Consider the following 21,994-nt stretch of genomic DNA (forward strand, 5'->3'; position numbering starts at 1 on the left):
CTCCTTATTGTTTTTTTATTTTTCGACTCCTCTAAACACCGCTGTTGATCTCCGCAATAGCTAGATACAGATAATCAGCACGTGCTTTTTAAGAGAGTCTTATTTTCAAAATAACCTTTGTTCCCCGGCCTTCCACACTTTCGATATCGATGACATCCTCATAGCCGTAGAAAAGGCGGAGGCGCTTGACGACGTTGCTGAAGCCGATTCCTGTTGAATGTCCTTCTGATAGGACCGGCGTATCATTGATAATCTGCAGTCTTTTTTCCTCCGACATTCCCATTCCGTCATCCTCGATCTCAATGCGGACGTGGTCCACTTCATCCATCACCCTAAACCAGATGACGCCACCATCCTCTTTAGGCTCGACTGCATGTATGACAGCATTTTCAATGATCGGCTGAAGCGTAAGCGCCGGAATTTTCATCCCGAGACACGATGGGTCCACTTCTATATATAAGTGAAGCCGGTCTGTGAACCTCGCTTTTTGGATATCCATGTACTGCTTTAGAACGACCACTTCCTCGTGTAACGTCACCGAACGGTCCAGCCTCTTCAGGTTGTAGCGCAGGATGCCTGCCACACTCACCAGGAGATCGCTCGTTTCCTCCGAGCCCTCGAGGTACGCCTTTTTTGACAAGGTATTTAATGTGTTAAAAAGAAAGTGCGGGTTGATCTGGCTTTGCAGGCTGCGGAATTGGCTTTCCTGCAGGAGCAGCTTGCTCTCTTGGAGTTCGCGCTCAAGTTGCGCCTTATGCTTGATTTCCGAAATGAGATTGTTGATGTTGATCCGCATCCGGTCGAAGGTTTTTGCCAAAAAGGCGATTTCATCATTCGTTTCGACCTTGACCGGCTGGCCGAAATTCCCCTTGGACAGCTCATTGGCCGCTTTCGTCAGCTTGTATACCGGCCTCGTAATGCTCAACGAAAACCAGTACGTCACAAGCAGCAGGACACATGCGATCAAAAGCAGCACCCAGATTCCCAGCTTCATGACCTCACCCGACTGGTCGATGATCCCCCGGTAAAAGCGGTTGTACGTCTTCAGCTCCGTATCAAGGAGTGCGAGCGACATTTCCGACATATATGTGGAGATCCTTGTCGCTTCGGTGAATTCATTGGCTGAGGCTTCACTGTCATTTTCCGAGTGGAACAGAAGCAGGCGGTCGGTTGTTTCTATAAAGCTATCAATCAGGTTGATGTAGTTCGTGAGGGTAAAATTATTTTCGGTATTTCTCAGTTTGGAGACGTCATTTTTCGCCTGTTGGATCCTCTCCTTGCTATCATCCAGCCGCTCGCGGTTCCCCTTGGAGGGCTGGATCATATAGTTGTTAAGATCGGTGATGACCTGCTGGCTCGCGGTCGTCACCTCGTTCATGCTTAAATACCGCTGCAAAATCTCATTGTACTGCTGCTGGGTTTTATGGTTGTAGTATGTAAGCGCTAACCAAATTACCGACATGATGACCAGTACAACCGAGGTGAGCGTCAATATTTTCTTTTGGATACTGGTCATTGCACATCCGCCGCTTTCAGGATTGTAATCTCCGTTAAATACCCGTTTTTATCAAGTGGCACGGTCACGCCATTCAGCCATTCCATCATCAGTTGCACACTGACCTGCCCCATCATTTCCGGCGACTGCTCGATCATTCCGTCAAGCTTCCCCTGCCTCAGCAAGGCCAATGATTCCGGCCCATCATCAAAGGAGTAGATGTGATACGGCTCAACCTGAGAGCGCTTACCAATTTCCTTGATCATGGCCCCTGCTACATTGGCATTGACCGCAATGAAGGCTTTTGCATCCGGTGCCTTGTTCAGCACGTCCCTGGTGGAAGCGGTGATCTGTTCCCTCGTATCTTCGGTTGCTGCATGAACCATCTCGATGTTCGGGTAATACTGCAGCACTTCCTCGATTCCTTTCAAACGCTCCTGCTGGTAAAATTCCTGTTGGCTGTCGTACATGAGCACGACACTGCCTTCCTCTCCCATATCGGCTAAAAGCTCGCGGGCTATCATTTTTCCGGCGAGATATTGATCCGAACCGACATACGTTCTGCGAAGGCTCTCATTCATCGGTACATCATTCGCCACTGTGATGATGGGAATACCGTAAAAGGAGGCCTTTATTTTCGTGAGGTCCTTGAACTCCTCGGTGTCGAGTCCTTGTATGAGGATGCCATCCACTTTTGACTGAATGGCTATTTCGATGCTTTTCAAAAATTCTTCCTTGTTCTTGCCGTAGCTTCCCCAGACCTCCAGGCTCGCCCCTTCCATCTGGGCCTGCCTCATCGCACCGCTCGCAACCTCATCCCAGAAGGGTGTCTCCCTATCCTGCGTAATGAGGACGAGGCGATGCCGCTCCTCGCTCTCGGTTACCTTCGGAGGCAGTTTCCAATCCGAGCGAAAAACTTTGTTGGCAGATACGAGGGTAAAATTACATAGAATTGCAATAAAAATGCATAGCACAATAATACTAGTTTTCCGCAAGAGACCTGTCTCCTTCCCCTCTATGATGCTAATTTCATCATATCATCTATTCAAAATTGCACAATACTTGCTGATAGAACCAATGATTGGCAGATTAAAAGTTTTTGTAGGATATATTGCTAGAGGAAACGAAGGAGATAAAAAAGCAGAGGGACCAGTTACAGTCCCTCAAACTATTAACGTTTTTTACGAGTCATCACATCAAAGATTACTGCTCCAGCAAGCACTCCACCACGGATCATATACTGATACGAGATGCCGACACCAAGCAGGTTCATCCCGCTTGACAAGGACGCCATTACGATCGCACCGATGATGGCACCTGTCACTTTTCCGACTCCCCCTGCAGAGGATACGCCCCCAACATAGGCTGCCGCGATGGCATCAAGCTCAAAAAGCGTTCCTGCAGTAGTTGTTGCAGATTGCAAACGTGCGGTGAAAAGGATACCGGATAGGGCAGCAAGCATCCCCATCGAACCGAACACGATATACGTGATCTTTTTCACGTTGATCCCGCTAAGGTGAGCAGCTTCCGGATTGCTTCCGACTGCATAGATATGGCGGCCAAGCACTGTTTTCGTAGTCAGGAAATGATAGACGACAACGACCAGAAGCATGATAATAACAGTCCAGGAGAAGCCGTTATAGCCTGCCAAGATCCACGTAATGTACCCAATGATTCCGGAAACGAACACCAATTTCAATGCAAAGATCGGTTTGGACACGACTTCGAAGTTGTACTTGATCTTGTTTTTACGATTGGAAAATTCACTATAGATGTATATTAGAATTCCGACAACTCCAACGAGCAAGGATAACAAATGCAGACCGCTCACCTGCACGAGGGACGGAATGAAGCCGTTCCCGATCGCATTGAATTTGTCGTCCTGGATGATGATGGTTCCTGTCTTTTCCGTCACCTGCAGAAGCGCGCCACGGAAAATTAGCATCCCCGCAAGCGTGGCAACGAAGGAAGGAATCCCAATCTTCGCAACCAGCACCCCGTTGAACAGCCCGATTGCCACCCCTAATACTAGAATGATAGGAATCGTCACAAATACCGGCACACCGGTCTGCGTCAAAAGGATGGCGGCAATCGCACCGAGGAATCCGGCAGCATACCCGACAGACAAATCGATATGGCGGATGACGATGACAAGCGTCATCCCGACCGCCAGCACTGCGATATAGCCTGCAGAATCAAGCAGGTTACTGATATTACGGGAACTCATGAAGAGTCCATCCGTCATGATGGAAAAAGTAAGAATAATAACGAATAGCGCGATGTACATTCCATAGTCGCGAATATTTTCATGAATCAACGTTCTTGCTTCCTGTATTACATTCATTCTATTAACCTCCTAAAGCGTCGCAAGCTGCATGATTCTTTCTTGATCAGCATCCGCAATCGCAAGCTCCCCTTTTATTTCTCCCTGCGCCATGACATACACCCTGTCACTCATACCGAGCACTTCCCCAAGCTCTGACGAAATCATGATGATGCTAAGGCCAGCATCGATCAGCTTGTTCATCACGGTATAGATTTCAAACTTCGCCCCAACGTCGATTCCACGCGTCGGCTCATCAAGGATCAGCAGCTTCGGCCCGACAAACAGCCATTTGCCGATCGACACCTTCTGCTGGTTCCCCCCACTCAGGTTTCCGACAAGCTGCTCGAGCGAGGAAGCTTTAATATGAAGAGAATCCTTATAGCCATCGGCCACCTTGATCTCCTCGTTGTCATTGATGACACCGCTTGAAGCGATGCCCTTCAGATTGGCAGCAGTAATGTTGCTCTTAATATCCTGTAAAAGAAACAGCCCATCACCCTTACGATCCTCGGTTACATAGGCGATTCCCGCTTTGATGGCATCACTCGTATGCTTCAGCATGGTGGAGCTGCCGTCCCACACTAAATCTCCTTGCAATTTATAGCTCTTGGCATTGCCGAAAATGCTCAAGGCAAGCTCTGTTCTTCCCGAGCCCATCAAGCCTGCGATACCGACAATCTCGCCTCTTTTCACATTCATATTCACGTTTTTCACAACTTGTCTGCCAAGCTGCGGATCATACGCGGACCAGTTGTGCAGCTCGAGAATTTTCTCACCAATCACCTGATCGGGTCGTTTCGGATAGATATCCGCAATCTCGCGTCCCACCATGTTTTTGATGATGACACTTTCGGTTATTTCCCCTTTTTCCCCGTCAAGCGTACAGATGGTCTTCCCATCGCGGATGACGGTCGCCTTGTCTGCAATCGAGATGACCTCCTTCAACTTGTGGGAGATCATGATGCAGGTGATTCCCTGCTTTTTCAAATCTCTTAAAAGGTCAAGCAGGTTTTCGCTGTCGTCTTCATTAAGTGCGGCTGTCGGCTCATCAAGGATCAATAGTTTGACGTCCTTACTGAGCGCCTTTGCAATCTCGACCAACTGACGCTTCCCGACACTCAAGTCCTTCACGAGCGTGTCCGGCGTAATGTCCAATTTCACTTTTCCGAGGAGCTTTTTCGCTTCGACAATCGTCTTATTCCAATCGATAAAGCCCCCATGCTTCACTTCATTTCCGGCAAAAATATTTTCATACACCGTCAGGTCCGGAAACAGTGCCAGCTCCTGATAGATGATGGCGATGCCTGTTTTCACACTGTCACTGATTTTGTTAAACTGCTGTACATCGCCTTCAAACACGATATCGCCCTCATAGGTTCCATACGGATACACCCCGCTCAGCACCTTCATCAGCGTGGACTTGCCCGCACCGTTCTCCCCTATCAAACAATGAATTTCGCTTCTTCTCACCTTGAAATTCACATCGCTAAGCGCCTTCACTCCCGTAAATTCCTTTGAGATCTGATTCATCTCCAAAATAAATTCACTCATGCTTATCCCCCCTTAACAAAAGCCCATTTTCTTGTGAAAAGAGCCTAACAAAAGCACTGACAATGACGGGATAGCGGTTAAGAACCACTATCCCGCAACCTTTCTTATAGTCCAGTAAACTCGCTTGCTTCGTAGTACTCGGAATCGATCAGTTCCTTCTTCACATTCTCCTGATCCACCACGATTACATCCGTCTGCTTTGCTTTTACTTCTTTATTTCCGTTATCATAAGCACCGGTTGTTTCTGGTGTTTTTCCGTCAAGGATCTCCACTGCGATACCCATTGCATCCTTCACCAATGTACGAACATCCTTGAATACTGTCATGGACTGCTTGCCATCGATTACGTATTGAATAGAAGCTTTTTCCGCATCCTGACCTGTTACAAGGAAGCTTGAGATGTCGCCATCCGTTCCAAATACGTCCGCAATGGAACGAGCTGTTCCGTCGTTCGGTGCCAATACTGCCACATCGCCTTTAAGATCTGCACCCGCAGCAGTCAAGTGGGTCTGCGCTTTGTTCTTCGCTTCGTTTGGATCCCAGTTCGTAGTTACCTGACCTAGGATCTTACCCATTTCATCGCGAGTAAGCTCCGCTTTATCCTTCAGCTTTTCCGCTTCACTGGAGTTGGCAATCTTGAAAGTGCCATCTGAAATCTTCGGTTGAAGCACACTCCACGCACCCTCGAAGAATAGGAATGCGTTATTGTCAGAAGATGCACCAGCATACAGGTACAATGGAACATCCTTGCCTTCTGAGTTATCAATCAAGTATTGCCCTTGTGCCGCACCAACTGCCACACTATCAAACGTTACATAATAATCCACTGCATCTGTGTTCGTGATCAGACGGTCGTAAGAGATGACCGTTACGCCTTCCTTCTTCGCCGCTTCCACAGCAGAAGCTGCCGCAGCACCATCATGAGGCGTGATGATCAAAACCTCAATACCTTTGTTCAGCAATGTTTCCACATTTTCTTTTTCCTTAGCTGAAGAACCTTGGCTGAAAAGAATTTCCGTTGTATATTTGGAATCGGACAAAGCATCCTTGAAACGCTGCTCATCCTGAACCCATCTAGGCTCGTCCTTCGTCGGCAAGACGATACCAACACTCACCTTACTGCTACCCCCACTGCTGTCGCTGCACGCCGCCATCAAAGCCGTGACCAGCATCACAACCAGTAAAACCGAAATAGACTTCCACGTTCTCTTCATCGTTAAATCCCCCTTCAACTTGTCATCCATATGATTACAACTTAATTATATTGCTGGGATGAAGGGGTTGTAAGCGCTATCACTAGCACTCTTTTGGTATGTTCTGTACTTTTTTAAGGTTCTTGTTCTTTCTTACCGCCACTACACCTTTTTTCGATTGCTCGCGGTATGAAACGAGGCCGTTCTCCAGTACATAGGCCACAAAAAGGGGGCACAGACAAGGGGACAGGTTCCTTGTCCCGCCTCAACGGGACGAGGAACCTGTCCCCATCGGTTTCAAACCAGACTATTTACTTTCTGCAAAATCTTATCTAACTCGTTCGCTTGTTCGACTTTGAACGGGTATCCAAAGTTAGATGTCTGCTTCCCGTCCTTTTGTCCTCTCGGAAATCTTCTTAGTGCTGTGCTGGCTCGAGGCTTTTCTGGGATTACAAAGGATTCCGGATTAGCTGTGACCAATTCAGGATGGAGCACGATGGTTGGCACAGTGTTATCCAAAAGATAGATAACTTGCTTGTTCTCTGCGTGCTCGAACTCTACTGCTTTTTTTGTTGTGTTCTTTTTCTCGTAGTTATTTTTTTGGAACACAGCCAGGATTTCATCACTTAAAGGTACGGTGCGGTTCACCGTTTTCTTTTCAGGTGCTGGCACATCTGATGTGGCAGCCACTTCCGACTCTACTAATGCATTAGCCGCTTTTTCCTGCTTCAGCAAATCCAATTGCTCCTGGATATCCACCAATTTCTGAAGGGTGTCTTGTAGATAAGGCTCCATCAATTTCTTCAGCTCATCCTCTTTCAAGACCTTTTCTTCCTTCACCTGTTTAACAGGAAGCTGATAGACTGGAGCTTCAAACTCATGGCTTACATAGACTTCCGCATACCAAACGCTTAGGTCATAAAGAAATTTGTGCGCCTGAACAGCTTCACCAAGCTCCACTTCCTTCACCTGATGTGTGGCTACATTCCCTTTTTTTCTGAGCCATTCCAGCTTTGTATATATCTCATCAGTAATAAGGTCCTGTTTATATAATCTATTAATCTTCTCAAAAGGCTTAAGTGGATATACATCCTCAATCCCCTCTTCCTCACAAACCATTTTCACCAAAATCTCGCTATAAAGTCGCGCTTGCGTCAACGCAGCTTGAGGCTGCTCCATCAATAAAGCCTCCACACGTCCTGCAAGTTCTCCCAGCACAGCAGAAAACTTCCCCACAAAATCAAACAAAGTAGAATTACTCATCGGCTTTAATCTCCTATGTATAGTGTTTTCTATTAGTTTAGCATAAAACCCATGGAGACAGTTTCTTGTCCCCATGGCACCCAACCCATCCACAGGCATATGATATCTTACCAACCTACATCTAGGAGGATGAGCAACTATGTTTTCGAATCATGACCCCTACCAGCATCAGTACACTCACCATTACCGACAGACTTTAGATACTTATGGTGCAAAGGGGGCATTAAATGCTACCTCTTTAACACTGCGTGAAATGCTTACCTATGCCCTTCAGGACGAATACCTGGCACAAACCCGGTACAACAAGATACTCGGCACCTTTGGCTATATCCGGACTTTTGCAAGAATACAGGAAGCGGAACTCAGACATATTTCCGCATTGCTTCAACTTTTTAATCGATATCAAGTACAGGTGCCACAAGACATATCACCACAATTCGTCACTCCCCCTGCAACGATAAAGAATGCATATGCAGCCGGTGTGGAAGGAGAAATAGAAAATATCGCGATGTATGAAAAATTCCTTGATTTTGATATACCTACTGACATCCGAATTGTATTTACCAGATTAAAAGATGCCTCCTTGAATCATTTGGCTGCATTTGAGAGAGGACTGGCGAGATAATTATGGGGACAGGTTCCTCGTCCCATTTAAGCGGGACGAGGAACCTGTCCCCGTTAATTCGGTCCTATCCCCGCCGTATTCTGCAACACCACGCGCCAACCATCAGGATCCTCCACCGTTATTCCATTCCTTGCCCAATAAGGATTCTCAGGCTCTACCGGCAAATAACCCATCTCCTCCAAGTTCCCGGCAATCCGGTCTCTCGCTTCTTTATCCGGAATATAAAACACCAGAAGATTATCCTCGGTTGGCGCTGGGCACGGGCTTCCATCCTTATGCTGGGTGAACTCCAGATGATAAGCAAAACCAGGCAACCCGATCATCACGCCGTCATAACCATCATGCTCATTAAAGGAGCCGATAACCTTCAATCCCACCCCTTTTGTATAAAACTCAACAACTTTATCCAGCTGATCTGTCGGTCTTGCAATCCGGAACTGCACGACAGGCATTTCTTCAGACCACGGTTGTTTCATCCAGAACTCCTCCTTCTAAGATAACTGCACTTTCTATCCAACTTGAAATCGACTCTAAAAATTCATGCACGAACTTCTTTTCCAACTGTTCATATTCCTTCGTACTGCCAGTCTTACACTTCCAGAAAAGGTGGTTGGTCTGCGGAAACACTTTTGTTGTAACATCACCTTTACTCATATGACTTTTGATCACATCCAGGCTCGGCCCCGGCGAACAAAGGACGTCCCTTTCACCAAATAGTGCCAGCACCGGACAGGTAACTTCGGGCAAAATAGGTCTTGGATCATAATCAAGGATATTCATGATTGGATGCTTGTACCCTAGCTTCGCCGCTACCCTCGCAGTCAAGAACAGCGCTCTCGTTGCTGTCATATCCACCAATTTTTTCATGGACGAAGCACCTGCTGCTAAAAGGTGGTTTTCCCGGTCCATCAATATCTGTTCATAAACAGAGATGAATGGGCCGGCCAATGTGATGATAAAAGAGACCTCTTTGGATTTTGACGCAGCAAGCTGGGCAATCCATCCACCCTGGCTGTGACCGATAAGTCCGATTTTTGAGAGGTCAACATCCTGGCGCGCCTGTAAAAAATGGACAGCTGCCAACGCGTCATCCGCACGATTATCAAACGTCTGCGTCTCCCAGTTCCCCGTGGAGCCCCCAAGGCCAGGCTTATCAAACAACAACACCGCAATCCCCTTCGCCACACAATGCTCCGCCAAAGTCACCCACATATAAAATCCCCATGCATCCCCCAAACGCTGCGACACTCCACCAGATCCAACAAGAAAAGCCATAGCAGGATGGGGGCCAGGCCCCTCCGGAGTAAACAGCGTACCGGCAAGCATGTTACCTTTACTCTCAAAAACAACTTCCTCACGTGGCAATAGAATTACCTTCTTTCGTATGTATTCTCATGTATATTGACCAATTCGGCAAAGTAAGCAAAAATCCTTCCGGGGACAGGTCCCGTGTCCCACCCCTAAGGGGGGACACAAGGACCTGTCCCCGATGCACCCTGTTCTTTTCACCGTCCCATGAACATACGAATATAGCGTTCATTTCTTTTATGGCACACCCAGGGAGCGTGCATCATGGAGAAACGGCAACAATATCCTTCAAGCTATGAGATGGATTGGTACTGGATTGGATTTCTGGTATTGGTCGGGCTTTGGATTATCAGCTTTGGATTTGCCAGTTTGATTGAACCAATAGAACTTCTGCAGCTTCGTTTGACGCTAAATGGAGTGGCTGTCGCCTATTTTCTGGTCGTCCACATCATCTACCAATATTTATCCTGGAAAAAGTCATCGACATACGTTATTATTCGGTTCAACGGAAAAGAGGTCGGGAGAATGTAATCTCCCAACCTCTTTTTCTCTAAAAGTCCCCATACCCATGTAATCTGGGCTGAGTTCCTATCATCATGAAATTAGTAAAATGATCTGCAGTGTTAAATTTATTTAATATGGAGTTTGAAGAGATGAGGATTCTAAACCTGTGGATTAGACATCGGTGTTTTGCAGCTCAAATTGCTTTTTGAAAACCGCAAATTCCCTTTCATTTTTAACGGTTTTTTCCCATGTGTGTTCGTGGTCCGCCTCTAATGTGTGAAAGCGATTCATAACCTCTGAATGCCGTTTTTCATTTTCAACGCGCATTAATTTCATTTCTTCTTTCATAATAAAAATTTTTTTATCTCCATTTCAGCCTTCATCAACTTATGTTCACTGTTGATATTCCCAACTATTGAGATTAGGCTAGTAAGCATTTCCTCCATACGGTCCAATTGTTGTTGCATCTTTTCCCACCCCTTACATCTTTCTGCCCAAAAAGCAAATGTGGTTTATGTTTACGGGTAAGGGGCCAATTTCTGCTTTCTTCATACAAAAAATTCTTATCATGTAGGAAGAATCCTGGCACCTCAGCCCAGTAGGTGGGACAAGGAACCTGTCCCACCGACCAGACCACGCCCGCCGCAAGCGGGACAACGGACCTGTCCCTATGTCCCACAATAAGTCCGATAATCCCCCGCCGAATCTCTAGGCACCGCACAGTAATCCTCCTGCTCTTCCGTATGCGCAAATGGATCTTTCAGAACCTTTAGCAGGTTCTCCATCACTCCGTAGTTTCCGAACTCCACTGCTGCTTCTAGTGCAGCCTCGACCCGGTGGTTGCGCGGTATTACCGCAGGATTGCTGCGCTTCATCAGCTCATTGACAGCTTCTTTCGATTCCTGCTGTCTTTCAAGCCTCGTTTGCCATTTCCCATGCCACGCCTCAAACTCAGGCTTCCCGGACAACGCATCCTCCGCCTTATCTAACGTCAACGCCCGGAACGTATTCGTAAAGTCAGCACGATGCTCTTTCATCAGACCGAGAAGTTCATCGTTCAAAGCTTCGTCTTCTTTCTCTTCATTAAAAATCCCCAACTTCGCTCTCATTCCCGCAAGCCAATTACTCTTATACAGTCCGGAATATTCATAAAGCGCCTCTTGAGCAATCTCCACCGCTTTTTCCTGTTCCTCGTGCAACAACGGCAAAAGTGCTTCCGCAAAGCGTGCCAGATTCCACCCGCCAATACGTGGTTGGTTCTCATACGCATAGCGACCTTGAGCATCAATGGAACTGAAAACTGTCTTAGGATCATATACATCCATGAACGCGCATGGACCATAATCGATTGTCTCCCCGCTGATTGTCATATTATCCGTGTTCATCACCCCATGGATAAACCCGACCAGTTGCCATTTTGCAATCAGTGCAGCCTGATGCTTCATCACCGCCTTGAAAAAGTCCAAGTGTCGCTTTTCTCCTTTTCCTATCTCCGGATAATGTCGCTCAATTGCATAATCAGCCAATGCCCGAAGCTCCTCCACAGAACCCCAGTTTGCCGCATATTGAAACGTCCCGACACGCAAATGACTGGATGCCACCCTCGTCATGATCGCACCAGGCAGCAAGCGTTCCCGCATGATTCTTTCTCCGGTTGTCACGACAGCCAGACTCCGTGTCGTCGGAATCCCAAGTCCGTGCATCGCTTCACTGATGATGTACTCCCGCAGCATCGGTCCCAGCGCAGCTCGCCCGTCTCCGCCACGGGAATATGGCGTCCGTCCAGATCCCTTCAATTGGATGTCAAACCGTTTGCCACCAGGAGTGATTTGCTCTCCTATCAACAAAGCGCGACCATCACCAAGCATCGTAAAGCCTCCGAATTGATGCCCTGCGTAGGCCTGTGCCAATGATGCCCCTTCTGGAGGAACTTCATTTCCAGCTAAAACCGCCAACCCCTTTTCTCCCAAAAGCGCTTCCCCATTTAACCCGAGAGATTCCGCCAAAGATTGGTTGAAAATAATCATCCTAGGCGAAGAAACGGGGTTTGGATCTATCGTAGAAAAGAACTTTTCCGGCAGTCGGCTATACGTATTGTCGAAATTCCAGTCTGATTTTGCTTGATCGATTGTCATTTTATCCCCTTCTTCTTCAGTAATACTTTTATTATAACCCTATGCACACCGCATAATCTAATTCCCGGCACCACTTCTCCATGCAAAAAAAGAGAGCTAAGCTCTGCTCTCCTACCCTTACGAAAATAATTTGGGCACCTGATTTATTAACGTCACACCCGCAAGATATGCAGTTGCGAAAAAGACGATGCCTCCAAAAATGGTCAGCCACAACGGATGCTTATAATCACCCACAATGGATTTTTTATAGGCCGCAATCAGCAAGGTCCCTAGCGCAATCGGTAGAATTAATCCGTTAAAGGCACCTGCTAAGATAAGAAGTAACACCGGCTCTCCGATTAGTACAAAAATAATGGTGGAAACAACAATGAAGCCGATAATCACCTTCGTATTGTTTCGGTCGATCTTACCTGATAAGGTGCGTAAAAAGGATACCGATGTGTAAGCCGCGCCGACAACTGATGTAATACCGGCTGCCCAAAGGACCAGTCCGAACATTTTATATCCGACAATCCCTGCTGCCTGCTCGAAAACAGATGCTGCAGGATTTTTCGGGTCCAGCTCGAATCCTGTTATCACTACCCCTAATACGGCTAGGAAAAGGAATATCCGCATGATGGAGGCGATAATAATTCCGGAAACCGAGCTCTTGGTCACTTGATGGAGGTTTTCTTTACCGCTGATCCCTGCATCCAGTAAGCGATGTCCACCTGCAAACGTTATGTATCCACCTACCGTTCCACCGACCAGCGTAATGATGGCGAACACATCGATGGTTTTAGGTGCAAAAGTGCGCAAGACCGCTTCTCCTACTGGCGGATTACTCTGGAATGCCACAAAAAGTGTCATCAATACCATCATCAATCCCAGTACCCTGGCAATCTTGTCCATCGCCACTCCTGCTTCTTTAGAAAGGAAGATGCCGACAGCAACCGCTGCTGTGATGATCGCGCCAATGCGCACATCCAGTCCAAATAGCACATTCATGCCAAGTCCTGCGCCACCTATGTTCCCGATATTGAAGGCCAGCCCTCCCAAAGAGACCGCAAACGCCAGAAAATAACCCAATCCCGGTAGCACCATATTCGCAATATCCTGGCCTCTCTTTTTCGAGACGGCGATGATCCGCCACACGTTTACCTGAACCCCAATATCCAAAATGATGGACATCAGGATGACAAAACCGAAGCTTGCCAATAGCTGCTCCGTGAATACGGCAGTTTGAGTCAAAAAGCCTGGACCTATTGCCGAAGAACCCATCAGGAAAGCTGCCCCAAGAAGGACACTCCAATTGCTTTTTGTCGGCTTATCCAGCCTTTCATATGTATTCTTTTGTTTTGACAACTCGACCACCATCCTTTGTATTATGATTCAATAATCAGAATGCAATTATTCCACAATAGTAACAGAAAAGGGAATAAGGTGTTACCTAATTCAGACCTGTTCTTATTTTTCCGCTAAATGAATATGAATATAGTTGAAGAATTTTGTATTTTTTGGAGGAATGCGTATGATAAGCTTTGCTTTTTTCCGTGGAATCGTCACCATGATCAGTGATTTTGCCATCAGTCCGAATGGCGAAGGAGAAGGCTGCTATAAATTGTTTTCCGTTGAAAATGGTGCAGGTGCTATGGTCAATTTTGTGGTCTCACCCACCACTTATTTCATCGATCAAGCACGGGTATCAGTCGGGGATACGATCACAGGCTATTATGACGCAAATGCACCGGTCCCTTTTATCTACCCGCCCCAATACAACGCTATTATTATTGTAAAAGATAACAACAGCCAGAATGTAAAAGTCGACTACTTCAACGACCAGCTGGTGAGCAGTGACGGACAGTTGAAGCTGAATCTCTCCCCGTACACCCAACTCCTGTTAGCCAACGGTCAGCCTTTTACAGGAAACCCCGTCAACCGCAACCTGATTGCCATCTACGGCCCTGCCACAAAAAGCATTCCGGCACAGACCACGCCTTATAAGGTAATCGTTTGGTGTTGAGCTGGGAATTGAAAAGAGAAGCAGGATCGGGTAGCCTGCTTCTCCTTTTTTTGATAACCCTAACTTCCAACCGTATGGGCAAGGGGCTCTTTTTTTCTAGGAAAACCAATCAACAACGCAATCCCCAGCAGGAGCATGGAAATACCGATCCAAGAAGTGAAATCGAGTTTTTCCTTCAATATGAACACTCCGAATATCGCTGCAGTTAAAGGCTCTCCCAAAGAGAGTGTCACAGCAGTCGATGAAGGGACGGTTGCGAGTCCTTTGGCAAAAAGCAGATAGGCGATACCTGTCGTCACGATTCCAAGGTGGAGCGTTACAGCAACACCACTGAATTCCATCATCCAAGACATGTCATAGATAAACAGAAATGGAGACAGGAATATGGCACTGAGGGTGAACACAACGGCAACGACCGATAGGGAAGAGTGGTTCTCGATCAGTTTCCTGCTGACTAATGCATAAAAAGCAAATGCCAACCCTGCCCCAAGCGCCATCAGGATTCCATAAGGGTCGACATGTACGGATCCTTTGTTTAAAGAAAGCAGGAGACATCCAACAATCGATAGGCCAGTCGAGTACCTCCATACTTTAGAAGGACTTTTTTTCAAAAAAATCCACTCCAGGATGCCAGAAAGTATGGGGGCGCTTCCGATTGTAATCACCGTTCCGATCGCCACCCCGGTGATGGTAACGGCCGAAAAAAACAACGGCTGAAAAATCGCCATACTAATGGAAGCAACTAAGGTCTCCTTAATCGGCCAGTTTTTCATGTTCAATTTTCCAAGCAGCAGCACGATGAGTAACAAAGAGATACCTCCGACCGCCAAACGGGCAGCGCCTATCGCAATGGGATGTGCATTTTCCGGCGCAAAGGTTTGTGCAGTCCCGGTCGTTCCCCAGAGGAATGCCGCGAGTAAAATCAATATTGGACCCCAAGTTTGTTTCATAGGATTTCCCCCAATCAAAATAAAGAACCTGTAACTTGAGTATAGAAAAATCCTGCCTACTTTTCTTTACCTAGTTTAAGGTTCTTTTTATCCGTTATTCATCATTCTGTATTTTTGCGGGGGCATCCCTTCGGATTTCACAAACCACCTTGTAAAGGAGGAGGGGTTTTCAAATCCTACCTCCTCACTGATGCGCGTTATCGACCATGTGGTGGTATGCAGCAGCTGCTTCGCGTATCCTAAGCGCAATTCCGCGATATAGACTTTCGGACTTTTCCCCGTTTTTTGTTTAAACCAGGAAGAGTAGTAGACCGGATGGTAGTGCTCCATTTCCGCCAGGGCCTGCAAGCTGATGGACTCCTTGAAATGGCGATGAATATAGTCAATGGAAGCTGATACGGATACCTGCAGCTTGCGGGTCACATACCTGGTCAAATCCATTAAAGCCTCCGGATCTATCTCTTTACTGTCCGCCTCTTCCAAAAGCAAAAAACGAATGGAGGTCCATTGTTTATCCAACTTTGTATACAAACTCTCTGTATCCCCCGGTAAAACATGGGTCGGGATATCCAGAATCAGAAATTCGTTGCGATCTGTTGAACGGAATACATGATGATGCTTTGGAGGAAGATAAAAGCAGTGATCCGGTTCAAGCCTGATGTTTTGACTCGCTGTCTCCATATGCAGGGAGCCTTGCAATGGAAAAAGAAGCTGACCGAAATCATGATCGTGAGACAAGAGCTCTCTCGTATACGACCTTTTTTCACAAACTACCCTATTCAGACTTTTCACCGTCATCCCTCCCCCTCTCTAACATCCATTATATAGGGAAGTCACGAGAGGATAAAGAGTCTGAAGAAGGACTATCCGATAACTATCCTTCTTCCATCCTCATGAGACAGTTTGATCGCATCGAGAATAACCTGTACGTGATGACCATCCTCAAAAACAGGAAGGTCCGCATGCATATCACCATTCACTAGTGCATGATATACCTGATCCAACGAACGGTAGAAAGCATTATAATAGCCGGCAGCAACCTGATTCATCCCCTCCGGAATGTCGAGCGGTCTTTCAATCTCCACTTCTTCTTGTGGATCGTTCCCGATGCCAAGAAATACTTTGTTGTCCTGAGACATCTTCAGCGTGCCTTCTGTTCCGTAGATCTCAAGCTCCCAGCCTTCCGCGTGACGCACTGCGATATTCGAGCCGATCGAGAAAGTTCCTCCACCGACAAAATTACCCATTGCCTGGAAAGCATCATCTGCCGTGCGGATTTCCTTCTCCCCATTCTCGTCCGTGAACTCCGGTACGTGCGTGGTAAGCTGACCTGAAATGGACTCAACCCGTGCGTTTGTCCACCAAAGAAGCGAATCGATCAGATGCGAGCCGACCGCTCCAAGTATTCCTCCTGCCTGGTCCTTTTGGCTGAGCCATCCTCTTTTAGCGGTAGCATAACGCTCATAGCCCGCAATATTTAATGAAAAGTTTACATGCATCACTTTGCCGATTTTCCCGCTCGCTATGATTTCTTTCACTTTTTGTCTTGCAGGCAGGAAGCGGTATTCAAAATTGATCCAACCAAATTTCCCCGCTTCATCCCTTGCCTTGATCATATTTTCTGCCTCTCGTGCATCAAAGGACATCGGCTTTTCACACAATACGTGACTACCTTTTTCAAACGCCTTCACTACCATGTCATGATGAAGCAAAGGTGCGGACGCAACAGCAACCAGGTCCAGCTCCTCCTGATCCAGCATCTCCTCCCAATTGGCATACACATTTTCCACACCGGTCTCTTCTTTGATTTCATCTAGTCTACCTCTTGCTACACTTGAAATCGAAACAACTTCAAAGCCCGGATGACTCTGCATAACCGGTGCATGCACTTTCGCTCCAAACCCTGTTCCGATGATTCCTACTTTGATTTTGTTCATGATAGAAGATCCCCTTTATGCTTTAATACTAATTGTTTCGACGAGATACAGCATGAATCCTTCTAGTGGGACAAGGTACCTGGCCCCTGATGCTACAGAAGCAGGGATTGGCGGAATCTCCCTTTATCATCCACTGTTACATACACCTTCGTAATCTCTTGTGTCTTCCCCAAAAAATTAGTTGTCGTGATTGGTTCCTTTAGGCATATTTCAAATTGTGGCGTCTCCGTCTCCAGTAAAACCGCTTTAAAAATCGATTTATTCTTTTTCTCTTTCATAAAACTGCTCCCACCATTGATCGAGTCTATGATTCTAATAGGAACAGAAATTTCCCTTCTCGAACCTATTCGGATGTGAAGCTCATCATCGGTGAGTAAGATCGGCCTCTGGACAATGGCGCGGTAATCACTGATCAGGTAGAGCAACCCATAAACATTCAACGCAATATGTATCCACGACAGTATGGGGCTCCATTTGTGAAGCAGGAAAAATAGACCGACGCTTTCTAGCAGAATCACGCTCATTAAGGCAATCAGGATCGCTTTATACCCAGCTTCCTTATGATAAGTGAAAGCCTCCCCCTCCACCTTTTGCGGCTTTTTGGCAAATAAGTAGTAGAACATCGTGATTTCTCTTATCAATAGAAGCGCTACAGGTTTCGGTAAGGACTCACACAACACAGTTCCTGCCTTTTCAAGAAATGTTCCTGAATCTCCAAGGTTTTTATAGTTTCTAAAAAGCTTATATAATCTATAAGCCAAGAAGCTTAATAGTATTATTTCTACTAAAATAATGAAAAATTTCATCCTTACTCCCCCCCAACAGGCAGCACAATCTCGACAACCGTCCCCCTGCCAACAACTGATTCCACCGATACTGAGCCTTTATGGAGTTTGGCGATTTGCATGGCGATGCTCATGCCAAGGCCGGACCCTTCTGTGCGTACTTCGGTATGGGTTCCGCGGTAGTAGCGGGTGAACAGGTTTTTGCGGGTTTCCTCGTCCATTCCTGTTCCATCGTCCTCTATCACAACTTTCAGGTGTGCAGGGCCTGCTTTTTCCAGCTTCACCTTGATGGTGGTTCCAGGGGGGTTATGGTTAATCGCGTTGTAGATCAGATTATCCAGCATCCGTTCGAACCATCTCTTGGCTATTGGCATGGTAAGAGAATCGCCAAAAGGCTCATATGATAGATGATAGTCTGATAGTGTCCGATCCTCGTGGAACTTTTCTAAAATAGTCTCCATCACACCATTGATTTCCGTTGGCTCAAAATTGGCGATGCTGGTGTCATTTTTCAATTGGAAGCTTAGGGAAAAGTCCTCTATGAGACTTAACATATATTTGCTCTTGTCATCGATCGTCTTTCCGATTTCCTCGAGCTCCTGCTTGGACCAATCGTATTGCCCGCTCTCGAGCAAGGTGCCATAGCCCTGCATCGTGGTCAATGGGGTCCGCAGGTCATGCGAAAGGCCGGTCATCCATTCCTCTCTTGTCTTTTCCAGTCTTTCTCTTTCCTTTTTTGATTGATCCAGCTTTTCCGCCATATCATAGAATGCCCCGAAGACCTCGGCATAGAGTCTGTACTTCATTCTGACCTTGCCGTTTTTCTTGAAAATGAGCTTCTTCTCCTTCTCGGTCAAGACCTCGTCATACTGTCCATTCCCCATTCGGCTGAGCCAACTGGTGAAAATGAACAGCGGATTGCCGTACCGGAAGCCGTTCCAGAAGGAGAGTATGATGGCCAACAGGAGAAAGATACCGACCGAAATGGCAAAGGCAATGATGACTTCCTGAAGCGAAGTTAATCTGAGCTCTTTTTTGTGCTCATTAGGTGTATAGAGCACCCATAAATGGCCTGTTTCCTGATCTCGATGGAACGAAGCTTTTGACGAATAAGTATCAGGTGTGATGTTCCGGATATAGATATCAAGAGGAAGATCTTCTTTTGCGTTTAAGCTTTTCCCTATGGATTGCAGGAGCTTATTATTCTCATCCCATATTTCCAGATAACCGTCCACCGGCTGTAACTTTTCCGCTATCTCCCCAGCTCGTGCTTGATCGACGATATCTTCAGAGCGATATTCGCCTGTAAGCTGCTGTAAGAGTGTGTGCGCTTTTTCTTTTTTCCCCAATACGAACAGGTAAGGCTCATCATAGGTGGTTTCCAGATAAAAATAGAGGGAGTATCCAAGCAGCTCCTTGTCGTGTTGCATCCTATATAGATCATGCTGGCCGTATGAATCAGGAAAATCGGATGGCACATTGCTTGCATCAATCACTTCCCCATGATCATTGATAATCTGCACCCAAACCTCTTCTTCTGCTAAATTCTCATCCCATCCCTCTGCCATTTTCAATATGTTGATGGAATTCCCGGTATCCATGGCCACACTTTCCACTTTCGTCTGGTAGTAGTTGACTTCCGCTTCATATTTAGTCATCACACCGACCAGGATCAGCATAAGCAGCACGAAAAGAACGATCATCCCCACTGCAAGGGAAATGAACTGGAAGGAAAAGTGGAGAAACAGCCTTCTTCTTAACCGCTTCATGACGCGCTTCCCTTCACAAGCTTGTAGCCCAGTCCCCTCACTGTGACCAAATACTCCGGATTGCTTGGATTTCTTTCAATTCGTTCTCTTATTCTCCTAATATGTACAGAAACCGTATTGTCATCTACATAATGATCAAAACCCCAGACCGCTTCAAGAAGACGGGGTTTGGAAAGCACCATATTGGGATGCTTACAAAAATAGAGCAGCAGCAAATAGACCTGTGTCGGACACGGCACCGCTTGGCCGTCGACAATCAGATCTCCCGCTTCTTCATTTATCATAAACCTGCCAAAGTCGTACTTTTTATCCGTTCTGGTTTGTGCAGGGGTTTCCACACTTGGGGTCCGTCGGAGATAAGCTTTGATCCTTGCGGCGATCTCCAGCGGATTGAAAGGCTTTGTGACATAGTCATCTCCACCTGTCGCGAAGCCTGTCAGCACATCCAGGTCTGATACCTTGGCCGTCAAAAACAGGATATAGGCGGAAGATATCTGCCTGATCTTTGGACAAAGGTCAAAGCCGCTGCAGTCGGGAAGCATGACATCAAGAACGATGACATCCACCTTCACCTTTTCCAAGATCGCAAGGGCCTGTTCTCCAGTGTGTGCCGTATATATATGTTGAAAGCCTTCTTTGTTCAGCATGATTTCCAGCATCTTCACAATTGCCTTTTCATCATCCACAATCAGGATATTTTTCTTTTCCATGTATATCCACCTCGTACATATCTTAGCATAGCAACTTTACGAACAGTTGAACAAATACGAAATTATTTATCTATTCGTAAAGTACCGGTAAAACCAGCGAAAGCTGCCTTCGATATAGTAAACCTATGGAAAAGCGAGAGGAGATATAAGAATGAAAGAAAGAGTAAAAGTGATTGATGGAATGAGAGGTTTCAGTTTAATAGGAATCCTGATGGCAAATATGCTTATATTTCAATACGGAATCTGGGGAAAGGATGAGCTGCAGCATTTTCAGTTGTTTGCAGGGGATCAGGTTGCTAACACTTGGCTCCGAATCTTTGTGGAAGGCAGCTTCATGCCGATCTTCATGTTCCTTTTCGGCTACTCTCTGATCAAGTTTAAAGAGAAACTGGAAACGAGCGGCGGTAAGGCAAAACGACATATCGTCCGCCGTTCCTTCCTATTATTGGCGCTTGGATTGATGCATTCCATATTCATCTGGGAAGGGGATATTCTATTCACCTATGGTTTCCTGGGCCTGATCATGATGATTTTCTTAAATAGAAAAAAGAAAACCATGCTTATCTGGGCTTCCGTTCTATTCGTTTTGACATCCTTTATGGGGCTTGGCACCATGGAAGCAACCAAGGAAGAAGATATAAGAATGGATGCTTATGTAGAAAAGGCAAGTGAGATTTACACGACAGGGAACTATACAGAAATCAAGGAATTCCGTAACAGCGCAGAAGAACCTCTGGGACTCCCGCCTGCAGCCTACTTCTTTCTTTTCCTCCTGTCACCCTTTATCCTGTGTCCGATCTTTCTTCTCGGAATGTATGCAGCGAAAAGTGACTGGTTTAAACAGCCGAAGCATGAACGCAGGCGATATCTTGTCGGCTCGGTTGTGATCGTGCCTGCAGGATTGTTTTTAAAAACTGTTGCCTATGCATTCCCTGATTCAACATGGTCAGGAGTGGCTGGTATGTTAGGTGCACCACTGCTGGGATTGGGCTATATCTTTGCCTTTGCGCTTCTGTACACGATGGGATTCAACCCGTTACTGGCACTATTTGAAAAAGTCGGGCGTTTATCGCTGAGCAACTATCTGCTACAAAGCATCATCTGTACGACCATATTCTACGGCTATGGCTTTGGCCTCTTCGGTAAAATCGGGGTCCTGAACGGCATCCTGCTGGCCATTGTAATCTACAGCTTCCAGGTCGCAATCAGTCATTGGTATTTAAGCCATTGGAAGGTTGGACCGGTTGAAAGGCTTATGCGGATGGGTACATATTGGCAATGGAGGAGTAAGAGGAAGCAAGCAGTGACGAATGGCGTTTTAGTGAAATAGCCAAATAGGTCCCCCGTCATCCTTTTAAACCTTGAACACTTCCTTCATCCATGTTAGAATATACCTAACTTTTAAAGAAATGGAGGTTTTCCTAGTGATTGCAAGTATGCG

22 protein-coding genes are annotated in these 21,994 nt (G+C 46.5%); 4 read left to right on the forward strand and 18 right to left on the reverse strand.

Translation table 11 applies throughout. The features are described from left to right. Positions 1-88: 88 nt before the first annotated feature. The 6 genes from ACFVAD_RS11720 to ACFVAD_RS11745 all read right to left on the reverse strand — a co-directional run bounded on the left by ACFVAD_RS11720 (position 89) and on the right by ACFVAD_RS11745 (position 7,828). Positions 89-1,516, reverse strand: a complete 1,428-nt coding sequence (locus tag ACFVAD_RS11720) for a sensor histidine kinase (protein ID WP_386639858.1) — start codon at positions 1,514-1,516, stop codon at positions 89-91. After that, positions 1,513-2,490 carry a sugar ABC transporter substrate-binding protein gene (locus tag ACFVAD_RS11725; protein ID WP_386639861.1) on the reverse strand — a complete coding sequence of 326 codons (978 nt, stop codon included), beginning with the start codon at positions 2,488-2,490 and terminating at the stop codon, positions 1,513-1,515. Before ACFVAD_RS11725 ends, ACFVAD_RS11720 begins: the two co-directional genes overlap by 4 nt. A gap of 176 nt (positions 2,491-2,666) precedes the next feature. Then, positions 2,667-3,839, reverse strand: coding sequence for a sugar ABC transporter permease (locus ACFVAD_RS11730; RefSeq protein ID WP_386639863.1), 1,173 nt, complete (start codon positions 3,837-3,839; stop codon positions 2,667-2,669). Positions 3,840-3,851: 12 nt separating this feature from the next. Next, complete coding sequence (locus tag ACFVAD_RS11735) at positions 3,852-5,372, reverse strand: ATP-binding cassette domain-containing protein (RefSeq protein ID WP_386639866.1); 1,521 nt, start codon at positions 5,370-5,372, stop codon at positions 3,852-3,854. Positions 5,373-5,476: 104 nt separating this feature from the next. Then, positions 5,477-6,586: a sugar ABC transporter substrate-binding protein gene (locus tag ACFVAD_RS11740; protein WP_386639869.1), complete on the reverse strand. Its 1,110-nt coding sequence runs from the start codon at positions 6,584-6,586 to the stop codon at positions 5,477-5,479. 276 nt (positions 6,587-6,862) lie between these two features. Beyond that, complete coding sequence (locus ACFVAD_RS11745) at positions 6,863-7,828, reverse strand: DUF4145 domain-containing protein (protein WP_386639872.1); 966 nt, start codon at positions 7,826-7,828, stop codon at positions 6,863-6,865. Positions 7,829-7,967: 139 nt separating this feature from the next. On the opposite strand from ACFVAD_RS11745, the gene ACFVAD_RS11750 reads away from it, so the two are divergent. Beyond that, on the forward strand, positions 7,968-8,453 hold the full coding sequence (locus ACFVAD_RS11750) for a hypothetical protein (RefSeq protein ID WP_386639874.1): 486 nt from the start codon (positions 7,968-7,970) through the stop codon (positions 8,451-8,453). 53 nt (positions 8,454-8,506) lie between these two features. Here the strand turns inward: ACFVAD_RS11750 and ACFVAD_RS11755 are convergent, their stop codons facing one another. Both ACFVAD_RS11755 and ACFVAD_RS11760 read right to left on the reverse strand, forming a co-directional pair. Then, entirely contained in the window at positions 8,507-8,929 is a 423-nt protein-coding gene (locus ACFVAD_RS11755; RefSeq protein ID WP_386639877.1) for a VOC family protein, read from the reverse strand. Further along, the gene (locus ACFVAD_RS11760; RefSeq protein ID WP_386639880.1) at positions 8,910-9,818 is read right to left on the reverse strand and encodes an alpha/beta hydrolase family protein; all 909 of its coding nucleotides are present in this window, start codon (positions 9,816-9,818) and stop codon (positions 8,910-8,912) included. Before ACFVAD_RS11760 ends, ACFVAD_RS11755 begins: the two co-directional genes overlap by 20 nt. Positions 9,819-10,025: 207 nt before the next feature. On the opposite strand from ACFVAD_RS11760, the gene ACFVAD_RS11765 reads away from it, so the two are divergent. Next, positions 10,026-10,292, forward strand: coding sequence for a hypothetical protein (locus ACFVAD_RS11765; protein ID WP_386639883.1), 267 nt, complete (start codon positions 10,026-10,028; stop codon positions 10,290-10,292). A 144-nt stretch (positions 10,293-10,436) separates the two neighbouring features. Here the strand turns inward: ACFVAD_RS11765 and ACFVAD_RS11770 are convergent, their stop codons facing one another. The 4 genes from ACFVAD_RS11770 to ACFVAD_RS11785 all read right to left on the reverse strand — a co-directional run bounded on the left by ACFVAD_RS11770 (position 10,437) and on the right by ACFVAD_RS11785 (position 13,756). Then, positions 10,437-10,613, reverse strand: coding sequence for a hypothetical protein (locus tag ACFVAD_RS11770; RefSeq protein WP_386639886.1), 177 nt, complete (start codon positions 10,611-10,613; stop codon positions 10,437-10,439). Beyond that, positions 10,610-10,732: a hypothetical protein gene (locus ACFVAD_RS11775; protein ID WP_386639889.1), complete on the reverse strand. Its 123-nt coding sequence runs from the start codon at positions 10,730-10,732 to the stop codon at positions 10,610-10,612. The genes ACFVAD_RS11770 and ACFVAD_RS11775 overlap by 4 nt, the downstream gene beginning before the upstream one ends. A gap of 201 nt (positions 10,733-10,933) precedes the next feature. Then, positions 10,934-12,400 (reverse strand): protein adenylyltransferase SelO, encoded by a 1,467-nt coding sequence (locus ACFVAD_RS11780; RefSeq protein WP_386639892.1) that lies wholly within the window; start codon positions 12,398-12,400, stop codon positions 10,934-10,936. Positions 12,401-12,517: 117 nt separating this feature from the next. Beyond that, entirely contained in the window at positions 12,518-13,756 is a 1,239-nt protein-coding gene (locus ACFVAD_RS11785; RefSeq protein WP_386639894.1) for an NRAMP family divalent metal transporter, read from the reverse strand. Between the two features lie 154 nt (positions 13,757-13,910). Here ACFVAD_RS11785 and ACFVAD_RS11790 point away from each other — a divergent pair, with 154 nt between their 5' ends. After that, positions 13,911-14,402: a hypothetical protein gene (locus ACFVAD_RS11790; protein WP_386639896.1), complete on the forward strand. Its 492-nt coding sequence runs from the start codon at positions 13,911-13,913 to the stop codon at positions 14,400-14,402. Positions 14,403-14,461: 59 nt separating this feature from the next. On the opposite strand, the gene ACFVAD_RS11795 is transcribed toward ACFVAD_RS11790, so the two are convergent. The 6 genes from ACFVAD_RS11795 to ACFVAD_RS11820 form a co-directional block, all read right to left on the reverse strand. After that, the gene (locus tag ACFVAD_RS11795; RefSeq protein WP_386639899.1) at positions 14,462-15,352 is read right to left on the reverse strand and encodes an EamA family transporter; all 891 of its coding nucleotides are present in this window, start codon (positions 15,350-15,352) and stop codon (positions 14,462-14,464) included. A gap of 87 nt (positions 15,353-15,439) precedes the next feature. Next, positions 15,440-16,144: a helix-turn-helix domain-containing protein gene (locus tag ACFVAD_RS11800; protein WP_386639901.1), complete on the reverse strand. Its 705-nt coding sequence runs from the start codon at positions 16,142-16,144 to the stop codon at positions 15,440-15,442. A gap of 71 nt (positions 16,145-16,215) precedes the next feature. After that, a complete protein-coding gene (locus tag ACFVAD_RS11805; RefSeq protein ID WP_386639904.1) occupies positions 16,216-17,289 on the reverse strand; it encodes a Gfo/Idh/MocA family protein in 1,074 nt (357 codons plus the stop codon). Positions 17,290-17,381: 92 nt separating this feature from the next. Next, positions 17,382-18,095 carry a hypothetical protein gene (locus ACFVAD_RS11810; RefSeq protein ID WP_386639907.1) on the reverse strand — a complete coding sequence of 238 codons (714 nt, stop codon included), beginning with the start codon at positions 18,093-18,095 and terminating at the stop codon, positions 17,382-17,384. A gap of 2 nt (positions 18,096-18,097) precedes the next feature. Next, positions 18,098-19,843: a sensor histidine kinase gene (locus ACFVAD_RS11815; RefSeq protein ID WP_386639909.1), complete on the reverse strand. Its 1,746-nt coding sequence runs from the start codon at positions 19,841-19,843 to the stop codon at positions 18,098-18,100. Further along, positions 19,840-20,553 carry a response regulator transcription factor gene (locus tag ACFVAD_RS11820; RefSeq protein WP_386639911.1) on the reverse strand — a complete coding sequence of 238 codons (714 nt, stop codon included), beginning with the start codon at positions 20,551-20,553 and terminating at the stop codon, positions 19,840-19,842. The genes ACFVAD_RS11815 and ACFVAD_RS11820 overlap by 4 nt, the downstream gene beginning before the upstream one ends. A 151-nt stretch (positions 20,554-20,704) precedes the next feature. On the opposite strand from ACFVAD_RS11820, the gene ACFVAD_RS11825 reads away from it, so the two are divergent. Continuing rightward, positions 20,705-21,883 carry a DUF418 domain-containing protein gene (locus ACFVAD_RS11825; RefSeq protein WP_386639914.1) on the forward strand — a complete coding sequence of 393 codons (1,179 nt, stop codon included), beginning with the start codon at positions 20,705-20,707 and terminating at the stop codon, positions 21,881-21,883. Positions 21,884-21,994: the final 111 nt, after the last annotated feature.

Source organism: Sutcliffiella sp. NPDC057660 (genome assembly GCF_042800035.1).
Taxonomy (GTDB): Bacteria; Bacillota; Bacilli; order Bacillales; family Bacillaceae_I; genus Sutcliffiella_A.

Coding starts and splice junctions, on each gene's coding strand:
- ACFVAD_RS11720 (WP_386639858.1), bottom strand. CDS start 1,516: ATGACCAGTATCCAAAAGAAAATATTGACGCTCACCTCGGTTGTACTG.
- ACFVAD_RS11730 (WP_386639863.1), bottom strand. CDS start 3,839: ATGAATGTAATACAGGAAGCAAGAACGTTGATTCATGAAAATATTCGC.
- ACFVAD_RS11735 (WP_386639866.1), bottom strand. CDS start 5,372: ATGAGTGAATTTATTTTGGAGATGAATCAGATCTCAAAGGAATTTACG.
- ACFVAD_RS11740 (WP_386639869.1), bottom strand. CDS start 6,586: ATGAAGAGAACGTGGAAGTCTATTTCGGTTTTACTGGTTGTGATGCTG.
- ACFVAD_RS11745 (WP_386639872.1), bottom strand. CDS start 7,828: ATGAGTAATTCTACTTTGTTTGATTTTGTGGGGAAGTTTTCTGCTGTG.
- ACFVAD_RS11750 (WP_386639874.1), top strand. CDS start 7,968: ATGTTTTCGAATCATGACCCCTACCAGCATCAGTACACTCACCATTAC.
- ACFVAD_RS11755 (WP_386639877.1), bottom strand. CDS start 8,929: ATGAAACAACCGTGGTCTGAAGAAATGCCTGTCGTGCAGTTCCGGATT.
- ACFVAD_RS11765 (WP_386639883.1), top strand. CDS start 10,026: ATGGAGAAACGGCAACAATATCCTTCAAGCTATGAGATGGATTGGTAC.
- ACFVAD_RS11770 (WP_386639886.1), bottom strand. CDS start 10,613: ATGAAAGAAGAAATGAAATTAATGCGCGTTGAAAATGAAAAACGGCAT.
- ACFVAD_RS11775 (WP_386639889.1), bottom strand. CDS start 10,732: ATGCAACAACAATTGGACCGTATGGAGGAAATGCTTACTAGCCTAATC.
- ACFVAD_RS11780 (WP_386639892.1), bottom strand. CDS start 12,400: ATGACAATCGATCAAGCAAAATCAGACTGGAATTTCGACAATACGTAT.
- ACFVAD_RS11785 (WP_386639894.1), bottom strand. CDS start 13,756: ATGGTGGTCGAGTTGTCAAAACAAAAGAATACATATGAAAGGCTGGAT.
- ACFVAD_RS11790 (WP_386639896.1), top strand. CDS start 13,911: ATGATAAGCTTTGCTTTTTTCCGTGGAATCGTCACCATGATCAGTGAT.
- ACFVAD_RS11795 (WP_386639899.1), bottom strand. CDS start 15,352: ATGAAACAAACTTGGGGTCCAATATTGATTTTACTCGCGGCATTCCTC.
- ACFVAD_RS11805 (WP_386639904.1), bottom strand. CDS start 17,289: ATGAACAAAATCAAAGTAGGAATCATCGGAACAGGGTTTGGAGCGAAA.
- ACFVAD_RS11810 (WP_386639907.1), bottom strand. CDS start 18,095: ATGAAATTTTTCATTATTTTAGTAGAAATAATACTATTAAGCTTCTTG.
- ACFVAD_RS11815 (WP_386639909.1), bottom strand. CDS start 19,843: ATGAAGCGGTTAAGAAGAAGGCTGTTTCTCCACTTTTCCTTCCAGTTC.
- ACFVAD_RS11820 (WP_386639911.1), bottom strand. CDS start 20,553: ATGGAAAAGAAAAATATCCTGATTGTGGATGATGAAAAGGCAATTGTG.
- ACFVAD_RS11825 (WP_386639914.1), top strand. CDS start 20,705: ATGAAAGAAAGAGTAAAAGTGATTGATGGAATGAGAGGTTTCAGTTTA.